The organism is Paenibacillus sp. P4_A7, from assembly GCF_056402455.1.
The window spans coordinates 1-7,837 of sequence record NZ_JBFUHJ010000252.1; the positions used below are offsets into that span (position 1 = coordinate 1).

The 7,837-nt window shown below is 42.5% G+C and carries 7 protein-coding genes; all 7 read left to right on the forward strand.

Going from position 1 to position 7,837, the window contains the following annotated elements:
• Positions 1–78 precede the first annotated feature (78 nt).
• Entirely contained in the window at positions 79–2,247 is a 2,169-nt protein-coding gene (locus AC1DWN_RS22520; RefSeq protein WP_477561140.1) for a hypothetical protein, read from the forward strand.
• 184 nt (positions 2,248–2,431) lie between these two features.
• Complete coding sequence (locus AC1DWN_RS22525) at positions 2,432–2,842, forward strand: alpha-galactosidase (protein WP_477561146.1); 411 nt, start codon at positions 2,432–2,434, stop codon at positions 2,840–2,842.
• Positions 2,843–2,994: 152 nt separating this feature from the next.
• Entirely contained in the window at positions 2,995–3,753 is a 759-nt protein-coding gene (locus AC1DWN_RS22530) for an SDR family NAD(P)-dependent oxidoreductase (protein WP_477561141.1), read from the forward strand.
• Positions 3,750–4,529 carry a creatininase family protein gene (locus tag AC1DWN_RS22535; protein WP_477561142.1) on the forward strand — a complete coding sequence of 260 codons (780 nt, stop codon included), beginning with the start codon at positions 3,750–3,752 and terminating at the stop codon, positions 4,527–4,529. The genes AC1DWN_RS22530 and AC1DWN_RS22535 overlap by 4 nt, the downstream gene beginning before the upstream one ends.
• A gap of 66 nt (positions 4,530–4,595) precedes the next feature.
• Entirely contained in the window at positions 4,596–4,973 is a 378-nt protein-coding gene (locus AC1DWN_RS22540) for a RidA family protein (protein ID WP_477561143.1), read from the forward strand.
• 43 nt (positions 4,974–5,016) lie between these two features.
• A complete protein-coding gene (locus AC1DWN_RS22545) occupies positions 5,017–6,129 on the forward strand; it encodes a hypothetical protein (protein ID WP_477561144.1) in 1,113 nt (370 codons plus the stop codon).
• 603 nt (positions 6,130–6,732) lie between these two features.
• Positions 6,733–7,837, forward strand: a 1,105-nt coding sequence (locus AC1DWN_RS22550; protein WP_477561145.1) for a GntR family transcriptional regulator, incomplete at its 3' end; no start/stop codon positions are given.

Consider the following 7,837-nt stretch of genomic DNA (forward strand, 5'->3'; position numbering starts at 1 on the left):
CCTTTTGGTGAATCTGATACAATATTGTGCGATCCACTTGCCCTTGACTAATTTAAATCAGATTTAAGGAGGCTCCCTATGTCCAATAATAATATTTTATTTGAAGTTCCAAACTCCTTAAATGATCATGTAGATTTTGCTTATTCATTTGGTACGCCGCACCGTTTAACGGTTGCTCTGCCCGATAGCAGTAATAAAACTTTGCTAGATTTAGAAACAGACCGTTTGAAAATGTTATGGACTTATGATGATTTGACCTCTATGCCGCTTGGAAGCTTTATGACGCCGTCGACGTATTGGCATGTTATGCTCGAGCCTTCCGTAGACAACAAAACATTTGAAGAGAATAAATGGTCACGAGGAGAAGAAAGTCTCCCCATTCTCGTCAATAACTTTCAAGATGTTAAGGGAAAGATGAAACTGGAAGTAGTAGGTGCTGCGGAAGCTGCAATTACAAAGATCGAGATACTTAATACAGACAACGAAGAACATACTTATCAGCTTTTTTGTGGATTGGATGGAGCAATGAGTGCTTCCAATCCCAATTGGATTAATCGCAACGAACCTTCCGATTTAATATTGGCAGGCTGGAGGGAACGCGCGGATCGAATTTTAATCTTCGGAGTAGGTGAATATATTTCGGAAACAAAGGCAGCGAGCTTTCGACTAACGTGGCACTTAAAGCCAGGGCAGTCTGCCGAGGCTTATGTCATTCGCCCTTATAAGGCTTATCGTAATGATTTTGAAGCTTTAAGATTAGTCAATTGGAAGCAGGAAGCAGAGAAGGCTAAACAGATATGGCGAAATTTGCTGGCAAAAGCTGTGCAGATTCACGTTGCAGATGCTTCTATTCGGGCTTGTTTTTATGCCTCGCTTGCTGATGTTTTCATCATGAGGGAGCCTGTTGCACAGGGTTTTATTGCGCCAACTCCTGGGACGGAAATGTATCGAGCGCCTAATCCGGCAGAGCCTTTATTGGGCTGCATTGCTCTTGATCAGCTTGGGTTTCACGAAGAGTCGGAGAGTGGATTTCGAATGGCGGTTGAGCAGCAGGAAGACAATGGAGATTGGACAGAACCGAAAGGCTGGATTCATCTGATTTGGGCGGCAAGCGGCTTCAAAGCCTGGACGGCGATGGAGCATTACCGCTTAACCGGTAATGTAGCTTTTCTTGAAGAATTATATCCAAGAATGAAGGCTAGTACGCGCTGGCAAGAAGAAATGCGTGCCTCTACAAGGGTTCTTGTAGACGGTAATCGAACATCGGAATATGGTCTTATGCCGCGAGGGATGGGCGATTGTGGACTTATGAATGAGGATGACCATTATGGCGTCTTTTATCCACATAATTTCTATAGCCTATATGCAGATCGCTTAACGGCTGAGGCTGCTGAAATCCTTCAAAGGTTCGATGAAGCAGCAGAATATCGCGGATTTTATGATAGAGCTCTAGCAGATTTGAAACAATCCCTAGAGTTAGGGGCAATTCAGGAAGAGGGCTACCGCTGGATTCCCGGTGTAGCTGGAAAAACCTCAGGCAGCCGATGGGGTGTTTTAAATGCCTTGACTCCTTGTGGTGTACTCGCTGCTGATGATGAACTGCTGGAAGGTACCATTCGTTATATGGAATCACGAATGAGCCCCGGCGGAATGCCCATTCATACAGGTTGGATGGAAGAGGGGATGTGGATCGCCGCTACCCTCGACAATGTAGCACAATTTCATTTAACACGCGGCAATGGGGATGCGGCTATTTCTTACCTTTACAGTTCGCTAAATCACGGATCTCCGTTAATTACTTGGTGTGAGGAACGTGGCCAAAAGCCGGGTACAACAGATTGTGCAGGGGATCGTCAGCATTTATGGACACCTGTTGCCGTACTTCGATTATTAAGAGATTGTTTGGTGATGGAAGATGGAAAAGGTTTGCATTTAGCAAGGGGGGCTCATCGTAATTGGCTAACAAGCGAGAAAATAATTGGGATTACAGATGCGCCAACTCACTTCGGCAATGTAAGCTATGAACTGAGGTATAACCTCGAAACACAGCAAATCACAGGTGAAATACAGTTTCTTCTAGATAGTGTAGCTGAATGGGCGATTCTTCACATTCGTTTACCAGATGGGTATCTAATTAGCGAAGTTCATGCTTCAAACGAAATCGCTTTAACTTTGGAAGGCGCTGAAATTCGTTGGAATAAGCCTAGAGGTGAAGCAACCATAATAATAAATGTAAAGAAGCCGTAACAATATCATCATATAAAAGAATAAACTCCCTTTAGTGTATCTGTAAACACAGGTTAGTAATGCTGTAAAGGGGAATCCACCGGCAAGGGTAATTGCACCTGGTGAAACGATTGTTACACCGGAAGTCCACTTTGGCATTCAGCATGAGAATTTCGATTCAACCATTTAGAAACTGCATACTTATCTGAGAGATTCTGTCTTAAAGCAGGTGGGGGATGGCCTTCAACCCGTAATCTACAACCAGGCAGGTTATATGCAGCCTAATTATTTGCAACCGGATATGAGTGAAGATGGACTGCTAAGTGAAGTTGATATTGCTGCAGATCTTGGTGCTGAGTTGTTTATGGTGGATGCGGGGTGGTTCTCAGACATAGGAAAAGACTGGAATCCGACAACTGGCGACTGGTATGCCGGAAGCTGTCTACCAAACGATTTGTTTCCAGTATTCGACTATGTGCGCAGCAAGGGCATGAAATATGGGCTTTGGGTGGAGATCGAAAGTGATGGGAATGAATCCAGCTTGGCAAAGCTTCATTTGGTTTATCTCCAGATATGGCAAGTCAAAGGAGCGTATATTGGATCTGGCCAAGCCTGAGGTTCATTCATAACTTTCTCGACCTTCAATTGCTGGACTGCAGCAGGGTAAGCTGGGTTTTTATCGACAGTTTTATATTATTTTCCAAAGGCAAATTGCGGAAGGTTCTACACTTGGATCCGTAAAAAGTTGATAAAGGAGAGTTATCTTTAATGAAGGGATTAAGTTTACAGGATAAAGTGATTCTCATTACAGGAGCATTAGGTGACGGCGGGCGCGAGGCGGTTAAGCTGTTCCTGCAGAAAGGTGCTCTTGTTGCTGCAGCAGATATTAAACAATTGGATCAATTTCCCGAATGGGATAGCTTGTATGAGCAATATGGAAGTAAACGCATGCTTTATTTGAATACAGATTTCTGTAATGAGGATCAGGTTAAATCTGCTGTAGAGCACGTAGAAGAGCATTTCGGGAGACTGGATGGCTCTTATCATAATGTATATATTAATCAAGCTTTAAGTATCTCCGAGATGTCGATGGAGGATTGGGAGTATTCACTTCGTGGAACGTTAACGAGTGCTTTCCTCATTTGTAAATATGCGGCACAGCTGATGATCAAGTCAGGCGGCGGTTCCATTGTCAATACCTCATCCATTCTGGGTGCTGTACCAAGATTTAACAACGCTAGTTATGGTGCGGGGAAGGCCGGAATGGAGCAATTGATGCGATATGCTGCTGTTGAATATGCACCTTACGGGATTCGTGTGAATGTAGTTGTTCCAGGTGACTTCAAGGGTGAACAATTGCTCACGACCATGTCACCTTCACATAATGAGTGGATGAAAACTTCATCATTGATTGGCAGAAGTGGAACACCTAATGAAATTAATGAAGTAGCCGCATTCCTGTTATCCGAAGCTGCTTCTTATGTAACCGGATCGGTTTATCCGGTTAATGGAGGGTTATGGATATGAAGTCCATTTATATGCACTTTCATACACGGGAGGAAATTTCACAAAAAGCTCGCAATGGCTGCGCAATTGTTGTTCCGCTTGCTGCAACAGAACAGCATGGACCGCATTTACCTGTGTTTACGGATAGTCTAATCTGCGAGCATGTTGTGTCTGAAGCTATCCGTCAGGTTGCTGAATCAGTTGAAATCTTAATGACTCCCGTCATAACAATAGGCTGTTCACAGCATCATCTTTTATTTGGGGGCACTTTGTCGTACACCTCTTTAACCTACATGCATATGCTCCGTGATATTGGAGAGAGTCTTGTGTTGGATGGTTTCAAGAAAATTATATTTATCAATGGACATGGCGGCAATGAGCCAATTATGATCCAGACAGTAAATGATTTAGCAGTAAAACACCMTATATGGGTGGCATCGACAGCTTACTGGAGTGTATCAAGTGCAGCTTTAGATGAATTGAATGCTTCAGAGGTTGGCATGGTTCCTGGACATGCGGGCGGTTTCGAAACGGCAGCCGCTATGGCATTGACGCCGGAGCTTGTGCGAACCGATCGCATGGGCACATCGCATGTGATGCGAGAATGGCTAAACGCTGGTTTGTCGGGTACGTTCATTGGCAAGCATCAGGAATTAACAGGTTTCGATGGCTATACGGATGCGCCTTATAAAGCTACGGCTGAGGTAGGTAAAATATATTTGGATGMGATATCGAAAAGTGTAGCAGCATGGTTAGTGAAAAGCTTGCAAACTATGAAACAAGGTGGCGAAGCGTGATTGGATCACGTGTGTATAGCAGTAATATGAACTTAATTTAACAATTAAACGGAGGATCTACCTATTATGATGGAACCAATGACAACTGGGCGATTTACCAATTTACCATTTTCAAGTGCAGTGCAAACAGATTGCTGCGTATATGTATCTGGTCAAGGTGGTCTTGATCCCATTACCAACGAGATCGTAGGTCCTGATATCGAATCTCAGACGATGACTACTATGGAAAATATTCGTGCCATATTAATAGCGAATGAACTGGATATAGCGCATATCGTAAAAGTGAATGTATATCTCTCGGATCGTGATATGTACGTGAGGTTTAATGAAGTCTACCGCAAGTTTTTTAAAGCTCCTTATCCGGCGCGTACGACGATCTATTGTGATTTGAATTATGATTTGTTAGTCGAAATTGATGCTATTGCCGTACGTAGAGCGCTATAAAATTGAAGAAATTAGAGGCTTAATATCTATGAGGGGGATAACTGTGCAAAAGAAAATAAAAAAAAGAGTTTCAGCCATAATTACAGAGTACTGGGACATTTGTCATGCGGATGTAATTATTACGAAAATGCTTGAAGGATTTACGATGGATGGTCGCGATTATACTTCTTCTATTGATATTGTATCGATGTATATAGATAAATTCCCAAATAATGACATCAGCCGTGGTATATCTGCCAAGCATAACGTTCCGATTTATGGATCTATAGAGGAGGCGCTAAAGTGTGGAAGCAATACCTTTGATCTAGATGGAATTATTATCATTGGGGAGCATGGAGATTATCCGAAGAATGAATTTGATCAAATTCTCTATCCTAGACGCGAGTTCTTTGAAGCCTGCTTTAATGTCATGTTGGATGCTAACCATATCGTTCCAGTCTATTCAGATAAGGGTTTTGCAGTTGTTAAAGAAGATGTAGAGTGGGTTTATAAGCAAATTAAAAAGCATGATATCCCTTTCTTCTCAAGCTCGGTCGTCCCTTTTGCACATCAATATCCAGCTAGTCTGCCATATCCGAATGGAGCGCCTTTATACAAGATGTTTGGGTTTGCCTATGGGGATGTGGAAAGATATACGTACCATACCTTAGAGATGATGCAGTCGATAGCTGAAAAAAGAGCGTATGGAGAGAGTGGTATTGAAGCGGTAAGATCTTATGTAGGTGACGCGGCTATTGAGAAATTATTGAGTTCAGAGTGGAATAAGTTATATAGAAGTCTTGGTTCATTCATTAATTTAAGAAACTTAGAGCAGTTTCCATCCAGCTTGACTGATCCGATTTTCTTTGAAGTGGATTATGTCGATGGTTTATCGTCAGGCGTGCTTTATGCTGGCCAGGATGTGAAGGATTTTGCTTCAGCCTATCAGATTTATGAAGACAGTGAGCCTCTTTGCATTGAATTTTTTCTGCAGGTTGGAAAGCCGTACATTCATTTTGGATTACTGGTATTGGAGATTGAGAAGTTCTTTCATACCTCAACCCCGCCTTTCCCGGTTGAACGCTCTTATTTAACGAGTGGAGCTTTAGATGCTTTAATGAAGTCATTGCACCACAATAAGGAAATTCTTACTCCTGATCTACAAGTGCGATATTAATAAAGCCGGACGGGAAATAATTTTGATGTGATGATAGGAAATATGGTTGTGGTGCAAGAATTAAATGAGATAGCAATCACCTATTAAATTGTAATTAACTATGCCTCAACCCTTATTTCCGCAATGGAAAAAAATTACGAACCCTGCGATTCTAACAACCCGTTGGATGGATTCAGAAGGGGAGAAGCGCAAATTTTTGTTAATTATTCGAAGGAAGCTAAACAATTCGCAGTCCAATTGGAAGACGTATCCGGGAGAGTTTTACAACTAGTCGCATCTGCGGATGGACAGTCCGTTCTAGATGTAATGACAGATTCATCGAACCGACTGTCCACTCAGATGGAGCCTTTCTCGGGAATTATGCTAAGCTTTAGATGCATTTATAACTGATAAGTAAAGATGTAGGAGCAAGGCATTCCTTATTAAAGGATGTCTTGCTCTTTTTTGAAATAATTAATCACTCAACTTTCGGTGTTTATAGTCTAGATACTTCGTTTGTTGCTACATCTGCAAGTCTTACAGCTTGTCAATTTTATAGATCAGTTGTATAGTTTTTGTATTAATGATATGGAATGGGAAGTTGTAGAGAGGGAGTCGCATGATTTGAGAGAGACAGAGCAGCAGAAATTAGTAAAAGGCCCACTTGTGCTTTATGAGCAAATGAGGCTCAAGATATTGGAGTTGATAGAAGAACGCGGCTTGCAGCCACATGATCCGGTTCCATCTGAAGGCGAGCTTGCTGATCTGTATGGGGTAAGTCGTCGGACGAGTAAAGAGGCATTGCTCGCATTAGCTAAAAGCGGTATCGTCTATCGTTTGCCGAGGAGAGGGACATTCTTAGCTCAGCAGCAAAAGCAGCCGAATCAGCAGTCTTCAACGGTAAAGCAGAGGATAACCGACGGGGTGGATAAGCGTTATTTAGCCATGATTGTGCCTGTGCTTGATGATTACACGGGGCAGATTGTATCTTTTGCGCTTCAAAAAGCTTTAAGTAAGCAATGGGATTTAATTATTCGTGTTTCGGATGGCAGTATGGAGAAGGAAGCAAATATATTAAAGGATCTGGCTGCTGACTCTAGTATAGGTGGAATCCTACTATTCCCTGGGGACCGGCGGATGTGCGGCGATCAGGTACTGCGACTGCATCTGGAGAAGTATCCAATCGTCATATTGGATCGTACATTTCGTGAGATTAATATTCCAAGTGCATATCATGATCATTACCAAGGCGCATACGATATTACTGAATATTTTATCAAAATGGGTCATACCCAAATCGGCTTTGTTTCGGCTGAATGGTCGGGCATCATGAGTCGTGAGGAACGGTATCAGGGATTCATTCAAGCGCATTTGGATTATAAGCTGTCATTTAATCCGGACTGTATTTATACGGACCGTGAAAGTAATAATTTACAGGACGAAGATATTAGCACAGAGCCGCAAGTAGAAACTTCATTGACATTGGCTGCTTTTCTGCAAAAGCATCGTGAGGTAACAGCGATTTTTTGTGCTAACGATTTTGTAGCGTTAAAAGCAATGAATACAGCGTTGCAGCTGGGAATTAAAGTGCCAGCAGATTTATCTTTGGGAGGCTTTACAGACTTTCCTTTTGCAGAGCTGTTAGAAGTACCTCTAACCACGATTCGCAAACCGCCTGAAACTGTCGCTGAAGCAGCTGTCCATCTACTATTGGAACGGATTGAAAATC

What these genes read in the sequence shown, in the direction of transcription:
- AC1DWN_RS22520 (WP_477561140.1), top strand. Translation starts at nt 79, where the DNA reads ATGTCCAATAATAATATTTTATTTGAAGTTCCAAACTCCTTAAATGAT.
- AC1DWN_RS22530 (WP_477561141.1), top strand. Translation starts at nt 2,995, where the DNA reads ATGAAGGGATTAAGTTTACAGGATAAAGTGATTCTCATTACAGGAGCA.
- AC1DWN_RS22540 (WP_477561143.1), top strand. Translation starts at nt 4,596, where the DNA reads ATGATGGAACCAATGACAACTGGGCGATTTACCAATTTACCATTTTCA.